The organism is Mesobacillus sp., assembly GCF_057785455.1.
This window is the reverse complement of the sequence record NZ_JBYNSB010000060.1, coordinates 135,699-158,280: the sequence shown is the minus strand read 5'-3', so window position 1 is coordinate 158,280 and position 22,582 is coordinate 135,699. Positions and strand designations below refer to the sequence as shown.

Here is a 22,582-nt window from a genome sequence, read left to right as displayed (position 1 = left end):
AATTATATCCCTCCCACAAAACGTCCTGGATTCAAGATTCGATTTGGATCCACTTTAGCTTTGACCCCGTCCAATAAAAATTGATAAGCCGGCTTTTCTCCCCATACTTTGACTTGCCTGCGCAAGGCTAGCGGCAAATGCTTCACAACTGCGTATCCATTCAGCTGGACTGCCTTCTCTCTTAATGTTTGGATAGCAGAGATAATATCTTGTTCTGCTCCTCTCAGCACCACCTGCGATATACCATGTCCAAGGCCGCCGTGTGCTTCAACAAGGAGGTTATGTGTGTCCTGAACTGTCTCACAGGCTTTCAGAATTTCAGTAACATCCATGTTCACTGTGCCAATTTTCAGTGCAGCTTCTATTTCATTCCCATCGACTGGTTCATTTGCGTTTGGAACATTCCCATAAAATTCTGCCCAAAAGGATTTTGCATCCTGCTCCTTTAGGACGCTAAGCTCTGTACCAGATGGCTGGATGTTCCGGACAAATTCCTCCTGATATTGAACTGAGCTTTCAACATCTTCAAAACTGATTGCCAGGGCAAAAACTTTCTCATTTATCAGTTTTCCAGAAAGGGCTGGATTCATCAATTCAAGGGCCACTGGCTCAACTATTGTATCGAGGATTTGAATGGCAAATGCTTTTACGGTTTCCATGCTGGCTCCTGGAAACTTAAGCAATAAAAGACTCTCTGCTTTTGTGATTGGACGGAGCTTCAGGGTGATTTCGGATACTACGCCAAGCGTCCCCATAGCTCCAATAAAAAGCTTGTTCATGTCATAGCCTGCGACATTTTTAACCACTTTACCCCCTGAACGGATGACCTTCCCGTCAGGATAAACTATCCTCAGGCCAATTACCGCATCTCGGGCAGATCCATAGCCAAGCCGCTTGGGACCGCTTTCATTTGAGGCGATTATGCCGCCGATTGTGGATTGGGCAGGCAGGAATGGATCAAGAGCAATCTTCTGATTGTATTCAAGCAAGTAATCCTGGATTTCATTAAAAGCGGTGCCTGGTTTGACCGTAAGAGTCATATCACCTGGAACATGTTCTACCATGCCTTTATAGTTTTCCAGGGATAAAAGGATATCTGCGTTTTCAGCTGTACCGCCATATCCCCTTTTAGTGCCGCTGCCAATAACATTAATCTTTTTGTTCGTATCATTCGCATATTTCAATAGACTGGCAATTTCCTCTTCGGAAGACGGGAACACAGTTACGGTTCCGCCATTGCCGAAGGGGTTTGCTTCGCTTCCTGATTCAAGAATACGAACATCAGGAAAAATAGATTTTATTTCCGATAATAGCCCGGTCGTAATCATTGCAGCCCTCCAACTGTTTCTGTTCAAGAAACAAAATGATTTGAACTTTATACATTTAAAACAGAATTTGTCTTTAGCAGTGTTTCTACATAATCCAAATGCTCCTGCATGATCTGTTTTGCCTGAGCAGGCTTTTGGTTAAGAATGCTTTGAAAGATTTGGCTGTGCTGTGAATTGATTTCTTTAAAAACCTTCTTGTCCTCTTCAATAAACTGATGAAAACCAATCATCGTCTTTTTCATGGAGGCTGAGATAAATTCGAGAAGCTGCACGAGCACCTCATTTCCAGCAGCTTTGGCTATTGCGAGATGGAAATTATAATCCGCTTCCCAGCTGTTATCACCGCTGTCATAAAGGAGGTCTTCCATATACTTCAAGTCCTTTTCGGACCTGTTTTCCGCAGCAATCTCTGCGATGCCAGGCTCCAGGAGCTTCCTGACTTGAAATAGCTGGCTGATGTCCTTGGAGCTTGGGAGCAGCAGATGGCTGTTCAAGATTTTCCCAGAGTCAAATTTGCAAATATATGTACCTTCTCCCTGCTTGACCGTTACAGCCCCTTTCCCTTTGAGGGTAGTAATGGCATCCCTGACAGCTGAACGGCCAACTCCGAACATATCGCAAAGTTCACGGACCGAAGGCAGCTTTTCACCGGGAAGGAAGGTACCTGCTTCGATCATGTTTTCGATTTGTTCTGTTACAGACTCAGAAACTTTTTTCGTAGAGATCTTTTCGATTTTCACTTATTCACCCCTTCCTTTTCAGATATCACATATCTGATAAGTGACATACTTTATTATATTTAAGCACCTAATCAAGCTAAAATCAAGAAATTGTGTGAAAATATAAAAAAATCAAATTAATCAGTTTTCTGATATAATATTTTTAAAACTATTATCTTGGAAGCTTAACTCTGGCAGCCCAACATCTGTACTTTATTTAACAAAAGTCTTATGCTAAAAAAATTTATAGATTAGAAGGAACGAACCCATACTCAGATTACATTTTTATTTCAATCCCGAAGGTCCAATTGGGAGCATCGAGAAGTATGTAGACAAAAATAAAAAAATACAAAACGGGATAGTGTGGCCCTATCCTGTTTTGTATTTCTTCGGTCATATCCATTAGACATTTATACGGCTCTGCGGGAATAGAGTCTATCTTTAAATAATGCCGGAAAGTCATTCATGATCATTTCACGTAAATCCTTAATTTTTTCATCTTCAATTTGGTACGTTTTAATTCTCAGCAATGAAGAATAAGAATTCCCTTTAAATATTGTGAGGTGCTTTTGAATTCGGCAGTCCTTTTCAACTAAATTGCCATCCTCTTTTTTATAGATCTTACATTCAGTTTCCTCATAGACCGCATACATATTTTCAATCAATTCACCGCGAAGCATTTCCTTTGTATAGACCACTTCATATATTTTCAACTCAATCATTCTCCTTACTTTTATTTTTTCTAAAGGCTTATGTTCCATCGAATGATTCAAGTAATGCTTCGCTGCTGAAATAATGTATAAGTCTGTAATCTCCTTATTCCAGCGTAACATTTTTTAGAATTGCTCTGTAAAACAAGGCTGTTACAGGGGTATGAACAACATTGGGATTCTACAGAGCCTTTAGAGTAAAAAATATTTATTCCACTAATTGAGTTTGAAAAGTTTCCTTACGTGCAACTCCAGTTTCCTGGGCAGCCTTCGCGACAGCCGCTCTCACTGCTGGCACGACCCTGCTGTCCAACGGGCCTGGAATAACATAATTCTCAGCCAATTCATCAGTATTGATCAAGCCTGCTATCGCTTTAACTGCTGCTTCCTTCATTTCATCATTAATATCGGTGGCTAATACATCTAACGCTCCTCTGAAAATCCCTGGAAAGGCAAGGACATTGTTCACCTGGTTCGGCAAATCAGAACGGCCGGTCCCTATTACTCTAGCACCTGCTGCCTTAGCGTCCTCCGGCATAATTTCCGGTACAGGGTTGGCCATAGCAAAAATGATTGAATCGTAAGCCATCGTTTTCACCATTTCCATAGTAAGTGCTCCTGCAGATGACACTCCAATAAAGACATCAGCCCCGGCAATCACATTTGATAACGATCCTTTAAGTTTATTTTTATTTGTGATCTTGGACACCGACTCCTTAAGCGGATTCATTCCCTCCTGCCTGCCTTCATAAATCGCTCCCTTTGTATCACACATGATTATGTCGTTCACACCCATTTTAAGCAGCAGTTTAATGATCGCGATTCCGGCAGCACCGGCACCATTGATGACCACTTTAATTTCATCAATTTTTTTATTAACAAGCTTTAAAGAATTTAATAAGCCTGCTGCAGTTACAATTGCCGTTCCATGCTGGTCATCATGGAAAACTGGTATATTCATTTCCTTTTTTAAACGTTCCTCGATATAAAAACAGTTCGGGGATGCAATATCCTCTAAATTGATTCCTCCAAAGGTAGGCTGCAGCAGCTTTACTGTTCTAATAATCTCTTCCGGGTCTTTGGTGTCCAGACAAATAGGTACGGCATCAATACCAGCGAATGCTTTAAACAGCGCAGCCTTCCCTTCCATTACTGGCATCGCTGCCTCAGGGCCAATATCTCCCAGTCCAAGTACGGATGTTCCGTCGGATACTACAGCAATTAAATTGCCTTTAATTGTATAATCATAGACTTGGTGAGGATGCGCGTGTATTTGCTTACATGGCTCTGCTACTCCCGGTGAATATGCCAGACTTAGATCTTTCATAGTGTTCAAAGGCATTTTCACTTCTACAGATAGCTTCCCTTTAAATTTCTCGTGAAGAAATAATGATTCTGTTTGCAAATTGCTCATCATAACCATCTCCTTTAAACTTTTTACTGCTTCAGATTGCTGTGTTTCTGAGGAAGGAAAAACGTAGAATGTTTTTTAAAAATTCCTCTCCGGCAATAAATAACTGAAAATCGTTAATTATCTGACTTTTTTTGCAATGTCAATATGAATTTAGTTCATTATATAATGGCATCACTTTATAAATAAAATACATATATTCTATATGCTTTATGCAATTTGTCTATAACGCTGCGAACTTATAGAAAAGTTTGGATACTTGAAGGTAGACTTAGAGATTCATTTTACTTTAAAATGTTAGAAAATTATAAAAAAATAAACCTTGAACTTTCAGGAGGGAATATTAATTGGACATACGGCATCTCGAATACTTTTCAGAGGTAGCTAAGCATTTAAGTTTTACAAAAGCATCACAGACGCTCCATGTATCTCAGCCATCAATCAGCAAAGCAATCAAGAACTTAGAAGGGGAATTAGGAGTTCCGTTATTCTACCGATCTTCGAAGCAGTTGGAATTAACGGATGCAGGAAAAGCTGTATTGATGAATGCCAAAATAGTATTGAATGCATTTAAAAACCTGACCCTGGAATTAACGGACCTGATGGAGCTTAATAGCGGGGAGATACGGATTGGAATTCCCCCTATAGTCGGCGCCGCATTTTTCTCCAAAATGATCAGTTATTTCAAGGAGAAATACCCGCTGATCAAAATTACCTTAACGGAAGTTGGCACGAAAAAAATTAAACAGGGGGTCGATGATGGTTCATTGGATATTGGGCTTATTTGCACATTGCCTGCTCAAGGCAGCAATTTCGAGATCATTAATGTGATTAAAGATCCTTTAAGGTTAATTGTTCATAGCGGGCACCCGTTAGCTTCAAAAAATACCGTGCATTTCTCTGACTTAAAAAATGAACCTTTTATTTTATACCGAAAAGACTTCACTCTTTATGATCTCATTATTAAGGAATGTTCAAAAAATGACTTCCAGCCGAATATTGTGTGTGAAAGTTCCCAGAAGGACTTCCTCCTAGGAATGGTCGAGGGAAAAATGGGGGTTGCGCTTTTGCCCAGCAAGATTTGCGAGAATCTCAACAACAAGGAAATTTCCGTCCTCCCCTTCGAAAGGTCAGCTGTCGATTTAGAACTAGGGCTTATCTGGAAAAAGGAAAAATACTTAAGCTTTGCTGTCCGTGAATTCATTTCAACTTCCCAACAGTACTTGGCAATCTGAAAATTCATTTACATAAGCTTGGTAAATTGAATTATAAGAAAGAGCTCAATAATTCAACAATAAAAAAGTCTGATACAGGCTGGTCCCTGGATCAGACTTTTTCTTATTTACAATGGATTTAGTATTTCATCAAACTGCTCTACCTGCTTAAATTGGTTTATTCGGCCGCTCTAGTCTTTTGATCATGCAGGTTGTACTTGCAGTAAGGTGACACAGTAATCCTTGCTTAATCGAGGATGGAAAATACCTTCTTCGCAAAGGCCGCAAGTTCCAGCCTCTCCAAGGTTTTACAATACTCTGCTTCTATTCTACCGTCTGGTGCTTGATCAGATTCCTTGATATAATCCAACACATTCATGTCAGTAAACCATTCTCCATCCTCAGCATCTTCATGGTCGATATCTTTCCATGCATTTTCAAGCAGTGGACTATATATTTTTCTTGCTCCCACCTTTAACCGGCAGGAGCTTAATTTAATTTGATAATTAAAACCTGGAATACCTTCATGGACATTATTGAAAATCTGCGGCCAATAATCCTTCCTTGAACCAGTGTGCGGGCGGCTCTTTGCCCATTCAACAACATCTGTTAAAATATCTGTTTTAAACAGGATGGCGTACAGTTTCTTCCCCAATAAAATTCGTTGATTCAATGATTCAAATTGATTCACTGTCTGGCCCGCCAGATTTAGGACACCTTTTTCTTTGTAAGGAAAAAGAATAAGATTAAATGACAACAAATCCTGCAATTCGAATTCTATTGTCTTAAAGACTTCTGTTTTATATTTATGATTTTGAATGATTCTCTTCTCAATGTAATTTTGTTCATTTATGATGAGTGCAGTTGTAAGAAGTGCTGAATCCTGGTTCCTCCAAAAAAAGCTCCACACGGTTTCCATAAAGATTGAGATATGAAAATATGGAAACAGATGATATAAGGGTTTCCCCCTTTTCAGGCTTTCCTCATAAAGCAGCAGCTGCGTGTAGGCATCCTGAAAAATCAGCCAATTCCCCCGTTCGATAAAGGAGAAAAAAGCTTCTTTTTGCTTTTTAGATAAGAGCCTGGATAAAAGTTCACCCTTCAAATCTGTCATGCTCCAGCCGCCATTCCGGGAGACCATATGAGCTAAAAATGCCCAGTGGATTTCTGGGTGCTCTTGGTAAAAATCCAAATAGGCCTTCGTTCTCGTGATATTGTTAGCATTCAATTCTTTCGTTTTCTGCTTGATTCGGCCTATAATCTCTATTTCTTCCTTTGAAGGTTTTTTTGATGTGCTTAATTTTTTCCTCCTTTGCAATTGGTCTTTAAGAATCTCTGCTTGAGTTTGCTCTCGTTTCTTCTTAAACAAAAAAATGGCCAAACCTCCTTTTATTGATTGGATTAATGGCAGTGACCAGCCTTCAGGTATTAACTCCTTCTCCGTGTTGTTCAAGTGTTTTCCTTGATAGTTTATTTAAGATTTTGCAGGTTGATGAGTATGTATTTAAGCTGGCTTCAAGAGGGAAAGGGGGAAATGAAAATGTGAAGGAAGATAATCTGCTTTTGGGCGCAAAAAAAAACGCGAGCCTCTATGGAAGAGATTCGCGCTTCTCAAAAGTATGATTCCTACTGGGTTCGAACCAGCGACCTCTACCCTGTCAAGGTAGCGCTCTCCCAGCTGAGCTAAGGAATCGTTTATTTAGTTTGTCCTCCATAGTGAGGACATTTATTAATATATACTAGAATTCTATCTAAGTCAATAAATAACTTTAACTTTTCTTATCATGTACCGTTACCAAAGGTTTGTTAGAGATCTAAAAAAGGTTTCGCCCGATAACATTCGCATTAACTGGCTTCTTGCCAATTTCCCTGGACCAGACCGAAATTTGCCCGATATGATGGATTTCATGAGCAATGACATGCCGCATGATCTCACCCCATGTGAAGGTCTCGATACTGCCATCAGATCCGGAAATTTTTAAGAGATTGCTTTCCATCTCATCATTCCAGGCAAGAACAAACACTTCAACCTCTGTTTTAAATTGCCTATCAAGCTGCATTACCTTTTCCAGAGATTTATATTTCTCAAAGTCCTCCTGAAAATCATCCTTGCCCTGCAGCAGGCGAATCCAGCTCCATTCCACATCAATTACATGAAACAGTGTTTGAAGAATCCCGCCTACTCCTCCTGTTCTTTTAAGGAGCAATTCTTCCCTTTCCACCTCTTCACACCAATTATACCAGTCGTTTCTTACCGCCCAATTATAGTGAAACATCTTTTGCATTCTGCGTCCCCCGTTCCAACTCCTTTATTGCCTTCATAACATTATTAATATATGAATCCTCATGTGGTACAAAGTTCTCTTTTTTCACTTCCAAAGTTATAAATTCCTTTTGACCATTTTCCATCACTTTAAATCCGAATGCATTAATTTCATTAATTTTGTTAAACCAGAGCTCCTCGAAGGCTTTTACACTAACTCTCACTATTCCAGACACTTCTTCTTTTTGCAGCTTGTATATTTCATCTGGCACATGCTGGTTATAAAGGTAAACATGGCATAATTCATTATCATTAAAGTTTGGGCTCTTGAGTGAATCCTTGATGATCCCCACAGAGAAAAGCTCCTCCATGGACAGTTCCACACCAAGCTCCTCCTTGAGTTCTCTTAATCCATCGAGGGAATTTTCATTAGCCAAAATATGTCCTGCAGCAGTAATATCCAATAAATTAGGATAATCCTTTTTATCGGCACTCCGGATTTGCAAAAAGATAAAATCCTCTCCGCCTATCCTTTCGGTAAACCAGCAATGGAACGTTTCATGCCAGTGGCCCATTTTATGTACTTCAGCTCTTGGTGCTGTTCCAATCTTCTTTCCCGATTCATCAAAGATTTTTAGCATTTCATTTTCCATCACAAAGCCTCCATTTTATTCGGTCACATAATTTAATAATTACAATTGTAACCCCGAAAACTGGTAAAAATGTTTTAAAAAGCCTGACAAAAAAATTATATCATTTTACCCAAAAAATAAAACGAACAATTGTTCTTATTTATTGAATACAAAACAAACGTTCGGGTATAATATAATAACAAAGGAGTGAATGAGATGAATCATCTTTTAACAAAATCACTTGAAAATCAACAGGCAGTAGAAATGATTTACCTGGCCGCAAATAACGAAATCACACATCGCAAAATTATAGTTAAGGAGCTGCACGGCAGTTATATCAAAGCATTTTGCTTCCTTCGAAATGATAATCGGCTTTTTAAAAAGGAAAATATTCTTTCTGTTATGCCTGAAAAAAGAAAGCTTCTGAGAACAAGCTAAACGAGTCCCCTACTGATCATTAAATGGCTGCACTACTGCTTAAACAGTTTCAAAAAAGTTTAGAGATTTTACATGCACGTTATAAGAGCAAAAAAAAGAAGCCCAAAAGGACTCCTTTTCCATTCTTAATTTGCCGGCTTCGGGTTTGCAGTATTTTTTTCTTTAATAAGAATCTGCAAAGCAATAAGCAGAACAAAGATACCTAAGCCTGCGATATCTGTGATACCTTCTGGGTAAATGAGCATGATTCCTCCAACTATACCCAGCACTCTTTCCCACCAGCTCAATTTCCGCAGCCAAAAGCCTATGATACCTGCACCAATCGCCATCATTCCAGATATTGCAGTGAAAATTACCCAAATTACGTAATACCATGTCGTATCGATCATCAGTAATTCAGGAGAGAGAACGAACATGTATGGAATAATGAAAGCCGCAATCGCCAGCTTCGCCGAGTTGACACCGGTCTTAATTGGCTCTCCACCGGATACCCCTGCAGCCGCGAATGCCGCTAAGGCTACTGGAGGTGTAATGTCGGCGATAATGCCAAAGTAAAATACAAATAAATGGGCTGACAAATCAGGTACACCGAGCAAAATGATCGCTGGCGCCGCAATTGTTGAAGTGATTACGTAGTTCGCTGTTGTTGGTGACCCCATCCCCAGTACAAGTGCAGCTACCATCGTCAGCATCAAGGTCGGAATGAGATAACCTCCTGACAGATCCAGCAGGCCGTTTGCCAGCTTAAGACCCAGTCCAGTCTTTGTTACTACCCCAACAATGATGCCAGCAGCAGCAGTCGCAGCTGCAACACCTAACGCAGTACGTGCACCATCAACTAATGCATCTATTGCATCCTTGAAGCCAATTCTTGTTTCCTTGCTGAACGCACTGACAACAATGGTTGAAAGAATGGACCATAATGCCGCACGCATGATACTCATTCCGCTGACCATCAGGAGAATGACAATCAGGATTGGCAGCAGCAAATAGATCTTTTTCAAGACTGCCTTCCTGTCTGGCATTTCTTCATCTTTCAGGCCGCGCAGACCAACTCTTTTCGCTTCGAAGTGCGTCATGATCCATATACCTGTGAAATAAAGCAGTGCAGGGATTGCTGCTGCCTTCGCGATATCCCAGTAAGTGATTCCTCCACCGATGAATTCAACCATCAGGAACGCGGCAGCGCCCATGATTGGCGGCATTAATTGGCCCCCGGTCGAAGCAGCGGCCTCAACAGCGCCAGCAAATTCCTTTCGATACCCCAGCTTTTTCATCATCGGGATGGTAAAGGAACCGGAAGTAACAACGTTTGCGACTGAACTTCCGCTGATTGTCCCCTGGAGGGCACTTGAGAAAATAGCAACCTTGGCAGGTCCGCCTGTCCTTTTTCCGGCAATCGATACAGCGAGATCATTGAAATATTGTCCTACACCAGTTTTTACAAGGAAGGCTCCAAATAACAGGAATAGGAAGATGAAGGTTGCTGAAACTCCAAGTGGGGTTCCCAGAATCCCCTCCGTGGTAAAGAACATTGTTTGGACAAGCGATTCAAAATCCAGTCCTCTATGCGCCAGGAATCCTGGCATATAAGGTCCATAAAGGGCATAGCCCATGAACAGTGCAGCAATCACCGTTATCGGGAGACCCACTGTTCTACGGGTTGCTTCCAATACTAACAGGATTGCTGCAAGCCCTACATAGAAATCCAGTGACGTCAATCTTCCAACACGATTGACAAGCTCGTCAATCATTAAGGGCCAATACGCGCCTACAACTATCGCGATAAGGGCCAATACCAAGTCATACCATGCTACTTTATTCTGGCCTAAGTTTTTTTTCCTTGCCGGGAATAAAAGGAAAATTAAAGCAAGTGCAAATCCTAAATGGATCGACCTTTGAAGCTGGGCTGTCAGTACACCAAAGATGGAGGTGTACAGTTGAAAGACCGAGAATGCAAGAAGCCCGAAGAAAACAACCCAGCCCATTGTACCGCCTAATTTTCTTGTCGCAGCTTCGGGATCATACTTTTCAAGAAGCTCCTGCTGTTTTTCCTGAGAAATCATTTCTTCATTTGTCGTCAAGGATATTCACTCCTTCCAATTGCTGAATTAAATTGATTTTTTGAACTTTTATCCTTACCCTTGTTCCAGGTTCGAATGCTTTTGATAAGGGGTAAGAGATTTCATTCTGGATGAATGTATGATTAGCTCTGACTTTGCCGACACGAAGGTCAAAAGACTGGAACTTCCTATCCATATTTTTAATGAAATACTTCCCATCCTTAACTTCAAATGACTCACCCTCATCAGGCTCTGAAGGCATGCCAATGGCAAAATCCTCATATTCCAGTTCATATTGGCGAATTTCATTTTCGTGGGTGATAGAATAGCTTTCAATAACATCAGATAAATGGATGGAATGTTTATATTTTATTTTGAAGGTGTCTCCTGCTTTGACAGGAACAAAGCAGCGCAGATCATTTTGTTCAGGCTGTATAAAAACAAGAGCCTGTTTATAAGGAATGTACACTAAGATAATTGCAAAAACAATTATGAGGAATAACAGCACGAAGAATTTGGTTCTTTTCTTTAAAAAATTCATAAAGACATGTCCCCGCCTGTCCAATATCTCCCATGGAGGAATGGTTCATTCTTACAGTAAAAAATAGACCGTTTGGAGCTCGGTCTATCCTGATGTGGCAAGCCGTAGTGTTTTTACTCAGTATAGCAATTGACCGGGCACAGCCACTTTATGGCTATGTCCGGTCATGTTAAATCTATTACTGTGCAGCCTTAACGCCTTTTTCATCAAAATACTTCTGTGCTCCAGGGTGTACATCGATTCCAACACCGTTAAGAGCGTTTTCAAGCATGATTTGTTTAGCTTTTGCATGAGTCACCTGGTCCAGATTTTCAAAAATTGCCTTAGTGATGTCATAGACAACTTCATCAGAAAGATCAGATTTTACAACAAGCATTGCCAAAACAGCAACAGTTGGCACTTCAGATCCTAACTTGTATGTGCCTGAAGGAACAACTTCCTTTGCATAGTATGGGTACTTCTTGATGAGCTCATCTGCCTTATCTGCATCAACAGGAACAATAACGACTTTTTCTGTTGCTGAAAGTTCTTCTACAGCAGCAGTCGGAGTACCTGCAGTAACGAATGCAGCATCGATTGTGCCATCCTTGATTCCTGTAACAGACTCATCAAAGCTCAAGTCTTGCTTTTTAATATCCTCAAGCTTCATGCCGTATACCTCAAGAATCTGTTCAGCGTTCGCTGCAGTACCAGATCCAGGGGCACCAATAGAAACTTTTTTGCCTTTTAGGTCTTCAACAGTTTTAATACCTGATTTTTCAGTTGTAACGATCTGGATTGTTTCTGGGTAAAGTGTACCGATTGCTTTGATATTGTCGATCTTGTTGCCATCAAACATCAGCTTTCCTTCTGTTGCATATGAAGCGATGTCCGTTTGGGTAAAGGCAATTTCACCTTTTTCGTCTTTAATGCTCTGCATATTTTCTGCAGATGCTCCCGTAGTTTCAGCATTAGTCTCGATGCCAGTAGCATCCTTAATAATCTTTGCAAATGATCCGCCCAACGGGAAGTATATACCGCCAGTCCCACCAGTAAGAATGCTCATGAATTTTGGTTTTTCTCCGGATTTGCTTTCTCCATCCTTCTTCTCATCCGCGCCGCCACCACAAGCTGCAAGTACCATGGAAAGAACGAGCATTAGTGCGGTGAACAAAAGAAACTTTCTTTTTTTCATCAGAATTCCCCCTTATTCATCTAGAATTGTTCACTATAATCTTACCATAGAAGTTCACGCAATTGTCAAACCTTATACTTGCTATCTCTCCAGAAAAGGAGTAACTTTCCCCGTTAATAATGGATTTGAGGAAAGCTTTTTATAAGTACATATGCTAAAATCGTGTTGTCAAGAAGAATAGTTGGCATACTGATTGGACTTGGAGGTTATTGTGAGATGGATTTCCCTATGGGTAAAATTCAAGAAGTGACATTAAACAGCAAGGAACTTGGAGAAGATATCACCATGCTGGTCTATTTGCCGGCAAATTACTCTCCATTATATAAATACTCATTGTTGATTGCTCAGGATGGCAGGGATTATTTCCAGCTGGGAAGACTAGGCCGCGTGGCTGACGAACTATTAGCCAAAAAGGAAATTGAAAACGTAATCATCGCAGGGATTCCTTATCAATCTGTGGAAGACAGGAGAAGGAAATACCATCCTGCAGGAGAACAGCATCAGGCCTATATCCGTTTTCTTGCGCATGAACTTGTTCCTTACCTGGACCGGGAATATCCAACATACCAAATGGGGATGGGACGGGCGTTGATTGGAGATTCACTTGCAGCAACTGTATCCTTGATGGCGGCAATTCAGTACCCGCATACTTTTGGCAAAGTGCTGCTTCAGTCTCCTTATGTAAATGATCAAGTAACCACTGCAGTCAAGGAATTCAGAGAAACTTCCCTGCTGAACATTTACCATACTGTCGGTGAAAAAGAAACAGCGGTAAAAACAACCTCGGCCAAGGAAAAAGATTTCCTGACTCCAAACAGGGAATTATCAACGATTTTCAAGGAAAAGGGATTCCCATACTTCTATGAGGAATTTGCCGGAGGCCATACCTGGACATATTGGCAGCCTGATTTAAAAAGAGCGATAAAATTGATGTTTTCATGATTTTAATAGAAGGCTCTGTTTAATCTGAAGGTTCATATTTAAACATTGTTGATTGCAGTGAAAGGCCAGCAGACTCTTTGGATTTAGCAGGGCTGTTGAGACCCCGCAGGAGCGAAGCGACGAGGAGGCTCACCGCACGCCCCAAGAAGAATTTGCCCTTGAAAAAACCGGCAGTTGGGCTTTTTGATAATTCTTCAGAGGAAAGCGATGCGCCTGGAACGGAAATCAAAAGCCATGTTTAACAGTCTAATAGAAAAAAATATAATAAATGCGTCTTTATATTATATATTTTGAAAATTTGTTATAATGAATGGCAAATCATTATACTGTTACTTTATTTAAAATATAAAGCCAAAAAATTTGAAATGGGGGTATTGAAATGAAATTTGGTATAGTAATTTTCCCATCAAAGAAAATCCAGGATTACGCGAATTCACTCAGAAGAAGGTATGACCCGCATTACGCATTGATCCCGCCGCATTTAACCTTGAAAGACGCATTTGAGGCAACCGAGGAAGAAATCAAGGAAATTGCCGACAAGATTTATACGATTGCGAGAAATTTCGGCCCTGTAGATATCAAGATCACTAAAATAGGCTCATTTAAGCCAACTAATAATGTGATTTATCTAAAGGTTGAATCTCCAGAGGAATTGGAGAAGCTTCATAATGAGCTTAATAGTGCATTCGAAGGAAATCAGGAATATAATTTCGTCCCTCATATCACAATTGGCCAAAAAATGTCAGATGATGAGCATTCGGATGTTTATGGATCATTAAGGATGTCCAGTGTGGATTTTGAAGATACTGCTGACCGCATCCATTTGCTTTATCAGCTTGAAAATGGCTCATGGACAGTATATGAAACATTTCGCCTAGGAAAGGAATAATCATACGTGGAAGTTAAAGTCGTAACGAATGAACAAGAACTGGCAGATGCATTTGATGTCCGCCGTACAGTTTTTGTGAATGAACAAAATGTACCCGAAGAAGAAGAAATCGACCAGCATGAATCAGAAGCAGTACACTTCGTTTTGTATCAGGACGGCACTCCTGCAGGAGCGGGAAGATTCCGTGTCCTCGAAGGAATTGGCAAGGTCGAACGCATTTGCGTCCTGAAGGATTATCGGAAAATCGGTGCGGGCGTTGAAGTCATGAACAAAATCGAGGACTATGCGAAGTCCCAGGGCATAACAACATTAAAACTGAATGCCCAGACTCATGCCATTCCTTTTTACAGCAAACTTGGTTATGAAACCATTTCAGAGGAATTCCTGGATGCTGGCATCCCTCATAAGACAATGAAGAAAACCATATAACCAACAAATCCCCCTTTTTACGAAAGGGGGATTTGTTATGGAAGTATGTAAGTGGTTTATAAGTGATTAAACAAAAAAGTACCACCGCAGAGTTAAATTGACTCGCTGTAGTACTTCCCTTTGCCTGTAAGTTCAGCATATGTCTTGCTGACCAAAGCAGGATTCACTCTTTTTTTGTAAATTCGATCTGTCCGCCCAAAATTGAACTCTGCGGCAGCTTTTTGCATACGTGCCACTGGCTGCTGTTCTTCTCCATTGGCCGTTTTTGCTACTGGCTCGTGATGTTCCTGGCCTTTTTGGACAGGGTCTTCCTTGCGGATTCTTGGAACCCTGACAATTTGAAATGGATCGTAATCCAATCCAACTTCACGTTCTGCGTATTGCATATATTGATAATTCGTTACCGGAAGAATGTATCCCATTTTCATATCCCCCATGAACTGTAGTTTTTGTTTCTCTTACTATACCCTTCTATCGATTTTCCCCTTTTCTGTCCGTCGCAAACTACTTTTTTACCTTTTGTTAAAAATCTTATTCTGTTAAGATAAAGATTGTGCTATTTTTGGAAAGAGATGAGGAAAATTATGAAAACTGCCAGGTATAATCAACAGCTCATCAGCCTTGAAAAATATAACCGCGAGGATTACCAAAAGCTTTATGATGATGGAAAAAAAGGCATGCTTACTTGTTCTGTTTGTGGTGAGCCAGTACGCCTTTATCTTGGTATCATGGAAAAGCCTCATTTTTACCATCTGTTATCGAAGAAGGGCGATTGCAAGGAACAGGAATTCCACTCCTCTCCCAAGGAATCCTCTGCAGAAGAGACAGAATACATTGAGCAGAATGGGTTTAGAATCCCAAAATCACGGCCAATTGCAACTGCAGCAGAAAATGCCGAACAATTTGTCGCTCCCAGGGAACTTAAGATCCCCACTCCTTTTAAACCGAAGCCTCCAGTAAAGCCTGGAGCTGAATTAGATTATTTACAGCAGCTGAAGAATGCCGGCATTCAATTTGACGGAAACCAGGAAGAAGCCATTTTAAATACAGAAGGACCTTTGATGATTCTGGCTGGGGCCGGCAGCGGTAAAACCAGGGTTTTGACGGCCAGGACTGCCTTCATGCTGGAGGAAAAGAAGATAGAGCCTGGCTCGGTCATGCTGGTGACATTTACCGCAAAGGCTGCCAGTGAAATGAAAAACAGGATCATTACCTATCCCGGAATGTCTGCAGCCAGGGTCAACAAGCTCGTAGCTGGTACATTCCACAGCATCTTTTATCGCATCCTCTGCTTTCATGACCGCGAAAAATGGTCTTCTGACAAGCTTATGAAAAAGGATTGGCAGCGTGAACAGCTGCTAAAGGAGGCTGGAAGAAAGCTGCAGCTGGATGAAAAGGAATTTGCATATGACCTGGCTCTGCAGCAAATCGGTTTATGGAAAAATACAATGGTCATGCCAGATGAAGTGAAACCGGAAACTCCATGGGAAGAGAAAGTGGCACTTCTTTATAAAGACTATGAATCTTCAAAAAAGCAGCAAAGGCTTTTTGACTTTGACGATATGCTCTTGGGCTGTTACCAGATGTTCAAGGACAACCCTCAGATTCTTGAAAACTACCAGAATCGTTTTAGGTATTTTTTAATTGATGAATTCCAGGATATTAATAAAGTACAGTATGAATTAGTGAAAATGCTCTCCAGCAATACAGGGAATGTTTGTGCAGTTGGAGATGATGACCAGTCAATCTATTCATTTCGCGGAAGTGACCCAGCGTATTTATTTAAATTTCGGGATGAGTTTAAAAATGCGAAGCTGATCATACTTAACCAAAATTATCGTTCTCCTCACGAAATAGTCGAGACAGCAAACACGGTCATTTCAGCTAATCTCCTCCGCCATGAAAAGGAAATGAGGGCTCAATTTTCAGGAGAATGCCCGCCTGTTCTCTTCCATCCTTACGATGAGGAAGAAGAGGCAACAATGATTGTAACTGATATCCAGGAACGGATTGCACAAGGCGCCCGTCCAGGTGACTTCGCCATCCTATTCCGTACTAACGCCGGCAGCCGGGCTGTATTCGAAAGATTGGCAAATTCTAGCCTTCCTTTCCGTGTGGACCAGGATATTGAGTCCTTCTATGAACGGTTTATGGTAAAGGGGATCCTTTCATTTCTGCGATTAAGTTTAAACCCTGATCATCCTGAAGCAGTGAGGAATATATTGCCTTCTCTTTTTATGAAGCAATCCATCTATCGTGATCTTCAGGCTAACAGTATTTTAAATGATTGTTCAATGCTTGAGGCATTGGCTCATGTAAAGACTGGATTCGCCTTCCAGGAAAACAAACTAAAAAAGCTCGGCCCGATAGTCTCCTCGCTCGCCACACTTACACCTCTAACGGCAATTGAGGTCATTGAAAAGGATTTAGGCTATCAGGACTTCATCAAAAAACGCGGCAATGAGGGCAACCAGCTCGAAAAAGGATCAGATGATATCCGCGATTTGAAAGTCGCTGCCCGGAATTTCAAAACGGTGGCTGAATTTATTGAGCATGCTGACCATATGACGGCCATGAATGCAGAAATAAAGCGGAGCAGCAAAAGTGCCTCTGATGCAGTGACACTGAGCACCATCCATCGTGCCAAAGGGCTGGAATACGAAAATGTCTATATAATCGGGACAGTGGATGGCAGCATCCCGCATGATTTTGCCCTTGAATCATACCGAAATGGGGATTCACAGCCTATGGAGGAGGAACGGAGGCTGTTGTATGTTGCGGTGACTCGTGCACAAAAGAATCTTTTGATTTCAGTACCGCAAAAAAGGCGAGGCAGGAAAGCCAGCCCTTCAAGATTCCTGACGAATTTAAAAAGAAAAATGCCAAACCAGGACCTGGGAGTATAATCCAGGTCCTGGTTTTCTAAGAAAAGTTATTTTTTATTGATCATTTTGGAAATTTGCCCAAAATCAAGCTGCTTCCCATCTTTAACGATTGATTCAACAATTTTGTCTTCCATATCCTTATTAACCGGCTTATTGGCAATTTGGGATACGCGGCGAATCACGCCTCTAACTGTCTTTTCATCTTTAAAATTCGCATTCTGCAATGAGTTCGCAAGCTCAAATACATCCTTCATATTGACGCCTGTCTTCTTTTCTATGTTCTTAAAGAAATTGTTATCCATATCAAGTCATGCCTCCTTCTTTAACTACTCTATAGTATGAAGGAAGCCGAAAATGGTGAAGAATTCATGGGCGCTTTTTTGGGCAGCCCTTTTAAAAGGAAGCTGCACCACTGAAAACTTTATTATGTGAGGATCCCAAGAAGAAGGAGCCGTTTGATCACAAACGGCTCCTTTCCTTTTTCATCAGCTGTAGAAGCTTGCACCAACAATAATCAACAAGATGAACAACACAACGATCAATACGAAAGTAGAACCATTATAGGCGCCGCCATAACCGTAGCCATACCCATATCCGCAACCGAACATACCTCTTCACCTCGCTTTTTAATTGACTCATGATCAATATATGCGAGATGCAGATTTTGGTTTGGGCGAGCTGTTATATTTCGACTCTTACACTTTTTCGAAGTCCGGAATTTGCCGGATTATGTATTCGTCATATTCATCGACCATGATGTAGCCATACTGGTCCATTTCTGCATAAAACACTTCCGTGGGATCATGGCCGCCTTCCTTAATTTCATTGAGTAACATTTCCTCAGTATAGTTCAGTTTTCGGAGGTTCTCTTTAACAATTCTCCCATCCATGATCACTGGTGCTGGCAGTGATTCCTCCTTGCTTTGCCCTGCCACATCCTCGTACTTCAGTGGCTGTTTCGCTTTTTTTAGAAGAACGCTCAATTCCCCGTTCGAATCGAGCGATGCAAATTCGACATCCGCCACCCGAAAAACATTTTTCTTGCGAAGCTGCTCAAGCAATTCATCGAGGCTGTATTTTTCTTTCCTTAGATTTTTCTCAATCAAGTTTCCTTGCTCTATAAATGTAGTCGACTTCCCTTCGACAATTGACCGAAATGCCCGGGAGCGCAAGGAAATAACCGAGATAGCTAAAGGAACGAATGACCATACAAGCATGCTGGCAACCCCGTCCCTTAAGCTCAAGTCCGGATCCATCGACAAAGTTCCGGCTATGTCCCCTACTGTAATGCCGACAATGTACTCGAAAAAAGACAGACTCGATAGCTGTTTTTTCCCAAGGAGCTTAGTAATTATGAACAAACCAATGATCAGCATGATTGAGCGGATCACTGTCCTTAAGATATCGTCCATCTTGATCCATCCTCAACTCAGGTTGTGTCACCGAGTTATCCCTTTGGCTTAAAAATCAATGCTCCAATAAATCCAAAAATCACAGCAGCCGAAATACCGGAGCTGGTGATTTCGAACATTCCTGTCAGAACACCGACCAATCCATGCTGATCCGCTTCCTGCAGGGCGCCATGAACAAGTGAATTTCCAAAACTTGTAATTGGAATTGTAGCCCCTGCGCCTGCAAAATCAATCAGCGGCTCATATAAACCGAACCCATCAAGCACTGCGCCAATGACAACCAGCAGGCTCATTGTATGTCCTGGGGTAAGTTTAGCTACGTCAAAAAGCAACTGACCGAATACGCAAATCAGCCCCCCAATAACAAAGGCCCAAAAAAACATTGGTAGCAAGGTGATTCCTCCTTCTAATTCATCTCGATTGATACTGCGTGAGCAATACACGGGATGCTTTCATTCTGCTGAAATGATAACGGTGACAATAATGCTCCAGTTGCTATAACGAGAATCCGGTTGTAGACACCCTTCTGCATCTGGTTCAAAAGGTGCCCATATAGTACGGAAGCCGAGCAGCCGGCCCCGCTGCCACCGGATTGAACAGGCTGGTCGTCTTTATAAATAAGCAAGCCGCAATCCTGAAATTTATCCCTTTCAATATCCAGGCCGGATTTTTGCAAGAGTTCATACGTTGTCTCCTGGCCGATCCTCCCTAAATCCCCTGTGACAATCAGGTCATAATACGATGGCTCTATCTGCAGATCTTTGAAATGGGCTACAATCGTATCAGCCGCTGCCGGTGCCATCGCTCCGCCCATATTGAAAGGATCAGTCAGCCCCATATCAATGACCTTCCCGATTGTTGCCGAAGTTGTGACGGGCTTTCCGCTTTTATCTGGGTTATCGGTTACCACTGCCGCACCTGCCCCGGTTACAGTCCATTGTGCTGTCGGAGGCTTTTGGCCACCGTATTCCGTTGGATAACGGAATTGTTTCTCGACTGCTGAATTATGGCTTGATGCTCCTGTGATTGTCTTTTTAGCACCCTGGTAATTGACAATGAAGCTTGCAAGCGCAAGACCTTCCATTGATGTGGAGCACGCCCCGAACAGCCCGAAATATGGAATCTGCATCGTCCTGGCTGCGAAGCTTGAAGGGGTAATCTGATTGATCAAGTCTCCCGCAAGCATGAAATGCATATCCTCTTTCGCCATGTTTACCTTTTGCAGCGCAGCATTAATTGCTTCTTCCAGCAGATGACGGTGGGCTTTTTCATAAGATTCTTGTCCCATCCACAGGTCATCGTGCAGGATATCAAAATCAGCCGCCAGCTTCCCTTCTGCTTCGAAAGGGCCTCCTGAAGCCGCCCAGGATTCAATTACAGGGCGGTTCGTAAACTGCCAAGATTGTCTGCCTTTCAGCATCTACAGCACCCCCATCATTGTTAAAAGCGTTTTGACCAGAGCAACAACAAAGGCCGAGAATACCCCGAACAAAATGACAGTTCCGGCAAGCTTGAACATATTTCCGCCAACTCCAAGAACAAAGCCTTCCGTACGGTGCTCAATCGCAGCTGATATGACTGAGTTTCCAAAGCCTGTAACAGGTACAGCACTTCCTGCTCCTGCAAATTGGCCAATATGATCATAGATTCCAAAGCCCGTTAATAGCATCGATATAAAAATCATCGTAGCTACAGTTGGATTCCCTGCTGTTTGTTCAGTGAAATTGAAGAAATAAATATAGAAGTAAGTGATAGCCTGGCCAATCACACAGATGATGCCGCCGACAAAAAAGGCTTTAATGCAATTTTTCAGTACCGGCCTTTTTATTTCATGCTTTTGCTCGAGCTGCTGGTACTGCTGCTGCTGTGGTGTGAGCTTTTGCTTCTTCTTATTCCCCATTCCGCCAATTCCTCCTTATGTCATTTCCTTTTTCAACGAAATAATCTTTTGCAGCTGTTTTTCCGCTTTATCCTCGGGATATGCAGGATCCTTCATTCTCTCGCGCAGTTCCACAGCCTCTATGAAGATTTTAAAATCACTTGAAACGATGAAGTTCTCACCTGGGTAATTCTTCTCCAATTTCTTATTGATTTCTTTTTCGATCCTCTTCATGCCAAACCGCTTTAGATGCTTGACCTTATAGGCAACCAAAATATCTTTCTTCCCCTTAATGACAGCGACATCATATATCTCATCGAGTGCGGCTATATCCTTTTTGACTTTCTCGGCAAGCTTGATATCTTTGATATCGAGATCATTTGTCGCACCTGGATCTGGGTTCACAGATTGAATCATTGAAGCGCGGCTTTCTGGAGAGGTTTTTCCCATGGAACAGCCAGTCATGACCGCGGCCAGAATAAAGAAAACCACCAATGCTTTTCCTGCCTGAAACATTTTCATCTTATCCCTTCCTATTGTCAGCTTTTTGATAAAATTATTTTCCACGTTGGCAAGATAAATTATGAATTATTTATAGAGGGGATTGTTTCCATGTTCTGTAAAACGCATTTTTATGACGATGTTTTTTAGTGGGTTCCGACTATCAATCCTAAAATAGAATCGCTATTGGCAAATATTTTTCGATTTTAGCGGAAATAAGAGATCCATTCTGGGTCATTGTTAACTTCTTTCTCCAGTTTTCAGGAAAAAATGACTCCCCATCTGGCTCATTGGTGATCACTTTCTAAGGGTTTAACCTGGTTCCACGCTGACCAAATTAATCCAAGAAATGCCTAATTAGTGACATGAAAATAAGCCGTCATCGAATTCTCAAGCACAAAAAAAGCCTGGCCGGATGGCAGGCTTAGTTTCTATGCTTGCTTCTTCTTTTTTCCGCAGCCACAGCCCTTTTTTCGCCTTCGGCGCGGGTTTGTTGCTTTTTCATTGCTGTTTTCATTAGACTGGTTATCTGTGCTCCGCTTCTCTTCCAACAATCTTACCCCCTTTTTTCAGAGAGTCCATACACCATTTTATGTTCACTGTCGTTTTTTGTTCTGGACGGACTAATCAGATTGCTAATCTTCTTTACTGGCCCATTTCTGGACCAATGATGCAGCGCCTGCTATCGCAAGTATGGCTATAACCGGCATGGCAAAGCGAGGGACTAGTTCGTATGCACTGTAAACGACAACCGTCGTCCAGAACCCGGTACACCAATGGCAGCTCAATAGCTCGCCGATCCAGTACCTTACACCCGTTCCTTTTACCTCAATATATGTTTCATTGCTGCCATCCTCCATTTCTTCGACAATGGTTTCATGGAATGGCGCTCTTATGAATTCAGTGATCGTATCGTAAACAATTAGCCGGGTTAATCGAAAACTCGCGAAAACGAGCAGGAATAAATCTAGCCAGCTGTCCATGCATTCCACCTCTATTACTTATAGATACATTTCAGCATATGCATAGCTATGGCCTATGTATGGGCATGAGCCTGTCCGCTCCTGTCATTAATTTTTGCAGTAATCCCTTCTAAAATTAGACAAACACCCACACCATTAGACGGGCGATTCATATTCTATTAAGGACAAT

General features: G+C 41.6%; 25 protein-coding genes and 1 tRNA gene. 6 read left to right on the top strand and 20 right to left on the bottom strand.

All coding sequences use genetic code 11. The features are described from left to right. Positions 1–2: 2 nt before the first annotated feature. From AC3EBE_RS22130 to ystJ, 4 genes are all read right to left on the bottom strand, one after another. Complete coding sequence (locus tag AC3EBE_RS22130; protein WP_488597184.1) at positions 3–1,328, bottom strand: FAD-binding oxidoreductase; 1,326 nt, start codon at positions 1,326–1,328, stop codon at positions 3–5. A 47-nt stretch (positions 1,329–1,375) separates the two neighbouring features. Continuing rightward, the gene (locus tag AC3EBE_RS22125; protein ID WP_488597183.1) at positions 1,376–2,068 is read right to left on the bottom strand and encodes a FadR/GntR family transcriptional regulator; all 693 of its coding nucleotides are present in this window, start codon (positions 2,066–2,068) and stop codon (positions 1,376–1,378) included. A gap of 389 nt (positions 2,069–2,457) precedes the next feature. After that, positions 2,458–2,880: a hypothetical protein gene (locus AC3EBE_RS22120; protein ID WP_488597182.1), complete on the bottom strand. Its 423-nt coding sequence runs from the start codon at positions 2,878–2,880 to the stop codon at positions 2,458–2,460. An 85-nt stretch (positions 2,881–2,965) separates the two neighbouring features. Beyond that, positions 2,966–4,171 (bottom strand): NADP-dependent malic enzyme, encoded by a 1,206-nt coding sequence (gene ystJ / locus AC3EBE_RS22115; protein WP_488597235.1) that lies wholly within the window; start codon positions 4,169–4,171, stop codon positions 2,966–2,968. 344 nt (positions 4,172–4,515) lie between these two features. Between ystJ and AC3EBE_RS22110 the strand changes: the two genes are divergently transcribed. Beyond that, the gene (locus AC3EBE_RS22110; protein WP_488597181.1) at positions 4,516–5,403 is read left to right on the top strand and encodes a LysR family transcriptional regulator; all 888 of its coding nucleotides are present in this window, start codon (positions 4,516–4,518) and stop codon (positions 5,401–5,403) included. Between the two features lie 226 nt (positions 5,404–5,629). On the opposite strand, the gene AC3EBE_RS22105 is transcribed toward AC3EBE_RS22110, so the two are convergent. The 4 genes from AC3EBE_RS22105 to AC3EBE_RS22090 form a co-directional block, all read right to left on the bottom strand. Further along, a complete protein-coding gene (locus AC3EBE_RS22105) occupies positions 5,630–6,757 on the bottom strand; it encodes a DUF2515 domain-containing protein (RefSeq protein ID WP_488597234.1) in 1,128 nt (375 codons plus the stop codon). A 245-nt stretch (positions 6,758–7,002) separates the two neighbouring features. After that, positions 7,003–7,075, bottom strand: a tRNA-Val gene (locus AC3EBE_RS22100). A 121-nt stretch (positions 7,076–7,196) separates the two neighbouring features. Then, complete coding sequence (locus tag AC3EBE_RS22095) at positions 7,197–7,667, bottom strand: DinB family protein (protein ID WP_488597180.1); 471 nt, start codon at positions 7,665–7,667, stop codon at positions 7,197–7,199. Beyond that, positions 7,645–8,298 carry an NUDIX hydrolase gene (locus AC3EBE_RS22090; RefSeq protein ID WP_488597179.1) on the bottom strand — a complete coding sequence of 218 codons (654 nt, stop codon included), beginning with the start codon at positions 8,296–8,298 and terminating at the stop codon, positions 7,645–7,647. Before AC3EBE_RS22090 ends, AC3EBE_RS22095 begins: the two co-directional genes overlap by 23 nt. Positions 8,299–8,493: 195 nt before the next feature. Between AC3EBE_RS22090 and AC3EBE_RS22085 the strand changes: the two genes are divergently transcribed. Continuing rightward, entirely contained in the window at positions 8,494–8,715 is a 222-nt protein-coding gene (locus AC3EBE_RS22085) for a hypothetical protein (protein ID WP_488597178.1), read from the top strand. Positions 8,716–8,840: 125 nt separating this feature from the next. Here AC3EBE_RS22085 and AC3EBE_RS22080 read toward each other — a convergent pair whose 3' ends face one another. The 3 genes from AC3EBE_RS22080 to AC3EBE_RS22070 all read right to left on the bottom strand — a co-directional run bounded on the left by AC3EBE_RS22080 (position 8,841) and on the right by AC3EBE_RS22070 (position 12,493). Next, positions 8,841–10,781: a TRAP transporter permease gene (locus AC3EBE_RS22080; RefSeq protein ID WP_488597233.1), complete on the bottom strand. Its 1,941-nt coding sequence runs from the start codon at positions 10,779–10,781 to the stop codon at positions 8,841–8,843. Positions 10,782–10,785: 4 nt separating this feature from the next. Further along, positions 10,786–11,319, bottom strand: a complete 534-nt coding sequence (locus AC3EBE_RS22075; RefSeq protein WP_488597177.1) for a DUF1850 domain-containing protein — start codon at positions 11,317–11,319, stop codon at positions 10,786–10,788. A gap of 178 nt (positions 11,320–11,497) precedes the next feature. After that, positions 11,498–12,493, bottom strand: coding sequence for a TAXI family TRAP transporter solute-binding subunit (locus AC3EBE_RS22070; protein WP_488597176.1), 996 nt, complete (start codon positions 12,491–12,493; stop codon positions 11,498–11,500). 228 nt (positions 12,494–12,721) lie between these two features. Here AC3EBE_RS22070 and AC3EBE_RS22065 point away from each other — a divergent pair, with 228 nt between their 5' ends. The 3 genes from AC3EBE_RS22065 (at position 12,722) to AC3EBE_RS22055 (ending at position 14,753) form a co-directional block, all read left to right on the top strand. Then, positions 12,722–13,435 carry an alpha/beta hydrolase gene (locus tag AC3EBE_RS22065; protein WP_488597175.1) on the top strand — a complete coding sequence of 238 codons (714 nt, stop codon included), beginning with the start codon at positions 12,722–12,724 and terminating at the stop codon, positions 13,433–13,435. 379 nt (positions 13,436–13,814) lie between these two features. Further along, positions 13,815–14,324 carry a YjcG family protein gene (locus tag AC3EBE_RS22060; RefSeq protein WP_488597174.1) on the top strand — a complete coding sequence of 170 codons (510 nt, stop codon included), beginning with the start codon at positions 13,815–13,817 and terminating at the stop codon, positions 14,322–14,324. A 6-nt stretch (positions 14,325–14,330) separates the two neighbouring features. After that, the gene (locus tag AC3EBE_RS22055) at positions 14,331–14,753 is read left to right on the top strand and encodes a GNAT family N-acetyltransferase (protein WP_488597173.1); all 423 of its coding nucleotides are present in this window, start codon (positions 14,331–14,333) and stop codon (positions 14,751–14,753) included. Positions 14,754–14,845: 92 nt separating this feature from the next. On the opposite strand, the gene AC3EBE_RS22050 is transcribed toward AC3EBE_RS22055, so the two are convergent. After that, complete coding sequence (locus AC3EBE_RS22050; protein ID WP_488597172.1) at positions 14,846–15,175, bottom strand: hypothetical protein; 330 nt, start codon at positions 15,173–15,175, stop codon at positions 14,846–14,848. Between the two features lie 162 nt (positions 15,176–15,337). On the opposite strand from AC3EBE_RS22050, the gene AC3EBE_RS22045 reads away from it, so the two are divergent. Then, positions 15,338–17,659: a UvrD-helicase domain-containing protein gene (locus AC3EBE_RS22045; RefSeq protein ID WP_488597171.1), complete on the top strand. Its 2,322-nt coding sequence runs from the start codon at positions 15,338–15,340 to the stop codon at positions 17,657–17,659. Between the two features lie 26 nt (positions 17,660–17,685). Here the strand turns inward: AC3EBE_RS22045 and spoVIF are convergent, their stop codons facing one another. The 8 genes from spoVIF to AC3EBE_RS22005 all read right to left on the bottom strand — a co-directional run bounded on the left by spoVIF (position 17,686) and on the right by AC3EBE_RS22005 (position 22,413). Next, positions 17,686–17,940, bottom strand: a complete 255-nt coding sequence (gene spoVIF / locus AC3EBE_RS22040) for a sporulation-specific transcription regulator SpoVIF (protein WP_475097080.1) — start codon at positions 17,938–17,940, stop codon at positions 17,686–17,688. A 183-nt stretch (positions 17,941–18,123) separates the two neighbouring features. Then, positions 18,124–18,246, bottom strand: a complete 123-nt coding sequence (locus AC3EBE_RS22035) for a YjcZ family sporulation protein (RefSeq protein ID WP_488597170.1) — start codon at positions 18,244–18,246, stop codon at positions 18,124–18,126. A gap of 87 nt (positions 18,247–18,333) precedes the next feature. Further along, positions 18,334–19,050: a DUF421 domain-containing protein gene (locus tag AC3EBE_RS22030; protein ID WP_488597169.1), complete on the bottom strand. Its 717-nt coding sequence runs from the start codon at positions 19,048–19,050 to the stop codon at positions 18,334–18,336. Between the two features lie 35 nt (positions 19,051–19,085). Beyond that, positions 19,086–19,442: a stage V sporulation protein AE gene (gene spoVAE / locus AC3EBE_RS22025; protein WP_488597168.1), complete on the bottom strand. Its 357-nt coding sequence runs from the start codon at positions 19,440–19,442 to the stop codon at positions 19,086–19,088. Between the two features lie 14 nt (positions 19,443–19,456). Continuing rightward, the gene (gene spoVAD / locus AC3EBE_RS22020; protein WP_488597167.1) at positions 19,457–20,470 is read right to left on the bottom strand and encodes a stage V sporulation protein AD; all 1,014 of its coding nucleotides are present in this window, start codon (positions 20,468–20,470) and stop codon (positions 19,457–19,459) included. Then, complete coding sequence (gene spoVAC, locus AC3EBE_RS22015; protein WP_488597166.1) at positions 20,471–20,950, bottom strand: stage V sporulation protein AC; 480 nt, start codon at positions 20,948–20,950, stop codon at positions 20,471–20,473. Between the two features lie 15 nt (positions 20,951–20,965). Next, positions 20,966–21,451 carry a YhcN/YlaJ family sporulation lipoprotein gene (locus AC3EBE_RS22010; RefSeq protein ID WP_488597165.1) on the bottom strand — a complete coding sequence of 162 codons (486 nt, stop codon included), beginning with the start codon at positions 21,449–21,451 and terminating at the stop codon, positions 20,966–20,968. Between the two features lie 614 nt (positions 21,452–22,065). Further along, the gene (locus AC3EBE_RS22005; protein WP_488597164.1) at positions 22,066–22,413 is read right to left on the bottom strand and encodes a DUF1360 domain-containing protein; all 348 of its coding nucleotides are present in this window, start codon (positions 22,411–22,413) and stop codon (positions 22,066–22,068) included. Positions 22,414–22,582 lie beyond the last annotated feature (169 nt).

Excerpts from the sequence above, each read along its gene's own strand:
- AC3EBE_RS22010 (WP_488597165.1), bottom strand. The coding sequence starts at position 21,451 with ATGAAAATGTTTCAGGCAGGAAAAGCATTGGTGGTTTTCTTTATTCTG.
- AC3EBE_RS22075 (WP_488597177.1), bottom strand. The coding sequence starts at position 11,319 with ATGAATTTTTTAAAGAAAAGAACCAAATTCTTCGTGCTGTTATTCCTC.
- ystJ (WP_488597235.1), bottom strand. The coding sequence starts at position 4,171 with ATGAGCAATTTGCAAACAGAATCATTATTTCTTCACGAGAAATTTAAA.
- AC3EBE_RS22090 (WP_488597179.1), bottom strand. The coding sequence starts at position 8,298 with ATGGAAAATGAAATGCTAAAAATCTTTGATGAATCGGGAAAGAAGATT.
- AC3EBE_RS22045 (WP_488597171.1), top strand. The coding sequence starts at position 15,338 with ATGAAAACTGCCAGGTATAATCAACAGCTCATCAGCCTTGAAAAATAT.
- AC3EBE_RS22060 (WP_488597174.1), top strand. The coding sequence starts at position 13,815 with ATGAAATTTGGTATAGTAATTTTCCCATCAAAGAAAATCCAGGATTAC.
- spoVIF (WP_475097080.1), bottom strand. The coding sequence starts at position 17,940 with ATGGATAACAATTTCTTTAAGAACATAGAAAAGAAGACAGGCGTCAAT.
- AC3EBE_RS22035 (WP_488597170.1), bottom strand. The coding sequence starts at position 18,246 with ATGTTCGGTTGCGGATATGGGTATGGCTACGGTTATGGCGGCGCCTAT.
- AC3EBE_RS22085 (WP_488597178.1), top strand. The coding sequence starts at position 8,494 with ATGAATCATCTTTTAACAAAATCACTTGAAAATCAACAGGCAGTAGAA.
- AC3EBE_RS22070 (WP_488597176.1), bottom strand. The coding sequence starts at position 12,493 with ATGAAAAAAAGAAAGTTTCTTTTGTTCACCGCACTAATGCTCGTTCTT.
- spoVAD (WP_488597167.1), bottom strand. The coding sequence starts at position 20,470 with ATGCTGAAAGGCAGACAATCTTGGCAGTTTACGAACCGCCCTGTAATT.
- spoVAC (WP_488597166.1), bottom strand. The coding sequence starts at position 20,950 with ATGGGGAATAAGAAGAAGCAAAAGCTCACACCACAGCAGCAGCAGTAC.
- AC3EBE_RS22005 (WP_488597164.1), bottom strand. The coding sequence starts at position 22,413 with ATGGACAGCTGGCTAGATTTATTCCTGCTCGTTTTCGCGAGTTTTCGA.
- AC3EBE_RS22030 (WP_488597169.1), bottom strand. The coding sequence starts at position 19,050 with ATGGACGATATCTTAAGGACAGTGATCCGCTCAATCATGCTGATCATT.
- AC3EBE_RS22130 (WP_488597184.1), bottom strand. The coding sequence starts at position 1,328 with ATGATTACGACCGGGCTATTATCGGAAATAAAATCTATTTTTCCTGAT.
- AC3EBE_RS22095 (WP_488597180.1), bottom strand. The coding sequence starts at position 7,667 with ATGCAAAAGATGTTTCACTATAATTGGGCGGTAAGAAACGACTGGTAT.
- AC3EBE_RS22050 (WP_488597172.1), bottom strand. The coding sequence starts at position 15,175 with ATGGGATACATTCTTCCGGTAACGAATTATCAATATATGCAATACGCA.
- AC3EBE_RS22080 (WP_488597233.1), bottom strand. The coding sequence starts at position 10,781 with ATGATTTCTCAGGAAAAACAGCAGGAGCTTCTTGAAAAGTATGATCCC.
- AC3EBE_RS22120 (WP_488597182.1), bottom strand. The coding sequence starts at position 2,880 with ATGTTACGCTGGAATAAGGAGATTACAGACTTATACATTATTTCAGCA.
- AC3EBE_RS22065 (WP_488597175.1), top strand. The coding sequence starts at position 12,722 with ATGGGTAAAATTCAAGAAGTGACATTAAACAGCAAGGAACTTGGAGAA.